This is a genomic window from Rhodococcus sp. P3_B8, from assembly GCF_056402775.1.
On the sequence record NZ_JBFUGT010000656.1, the window covers coordinates 1 to 1,006 of the forward strand.

Below are 1,006 nucleotides of genomic sequence, written 5' to 3' on the forward strand. Positions count from 1 at the left end.
GGCGATGGACGTTCCTTCTGTCGACCGAACTTCTCGACGACGCCGATCGCTCCGGGCGTCCGAGAGCGGTGCACGAGCGGCCGGAACACCGTTCATCAGTTTCTACACCCCGCCGGAAATGCTGACCCTGGCCCGCCAGGCAGGCTTCGGTGGCCACTACCTGAGCGCTGTGTCATGTGACGGCACAGCTGGACATTTGTCTAGATGACAGGCGCGGCGCCGTCGGCTAGAACTGGTGAGGCATCGACAGTGACGTGACTCACATTTTGCGTCCGGACGGGATCGTCGGCACACCGGCGGGTCGGCAGCCGATGCACGAGAGCGAAGGAGCATCGCGGAATGATCGAGGACAGCACCGAACTACTGACTCCGACTCCCGGCCCGACACGCCTGATCCCTCGTAGGCGTCCCGACGGACGTGAACTGCTCGGCACGGCGAAGGGAATCCTGATCGCCGGTCGCGGCTGCAGTGACGCCCAGGCGTTCGACGAACTCCTCGACGTTGCCCGGCGTCATCATCTGACCGTCCTCGGCGCTGCCCGGAGCCTGGTCGACCTCGCTGCCGGCCCCTCGCCCCGACGGCGCTCGCCCGAAGCCGCCCGATTCGAAGAGTGGGAGCAGCTGGTCAATCAGCTTCCGCCCCGCCGACACGCACAGGCGAGCTGATGCGACAGGAGTCGAGCCACCCGCGTGAAAGTACAGGGCCGCTCCCGGCCGACGCGATCGTGTGGCCGGAACCGAGCCCGCTCGATTCGTGGTGGAAGCACGTGGTCAACGACCACGCGGCCGCAGTTCCCGAGCGCGAGCCCGTCACCGACGCCGGCAAGTAGCAGACCGCGACAGGCGGGTTCTCCAGGAAGTCTCGCTTCAGCCTCGACTGCGCGGTGCCCGGCAGTGCGAGCCGATCATGCGAGATCGGCTTCGGTGGCGCGTTGGACCCAGGTCGCGAACTTCTCGGAGCCTTCGCGTCCGGCCACGTACCGGCGGACGATCCGCTCGACGTAGT

The 1,006-nt window shown here is 67.0% G+C and carries 2 protein-coding genes; both read left to right on the forward strand.

What is annotated here, in order from left to right; genetic code table 11:
- Positions 1–339: 339 nt before the first annotated feature.
- Positions 340–666, forward strand: coding sequence for an ANTAR domain-containing protein (locus AC1D1G_RS45515; RefSeq protein WP_005253133.1), 327 nt, complete (start codon positions 340–342; stop codon positions 664–666).
- Positions 666–830, forward strand: coding sequence for a hypothetical protein (locus AC1D1G_RS45520; RefSeq protein WP_167344056.1), 165 nt, complete (start codon positions 666–668; stop codon positions 828–830). The genes AC1D1G_RS45515 and AC1D1G_RS45520 overlap by 1 nt, the downstream gene beginning before the upstream one ends.
- Positions 831–1,006: the final 176 nt, after the last annotated feature.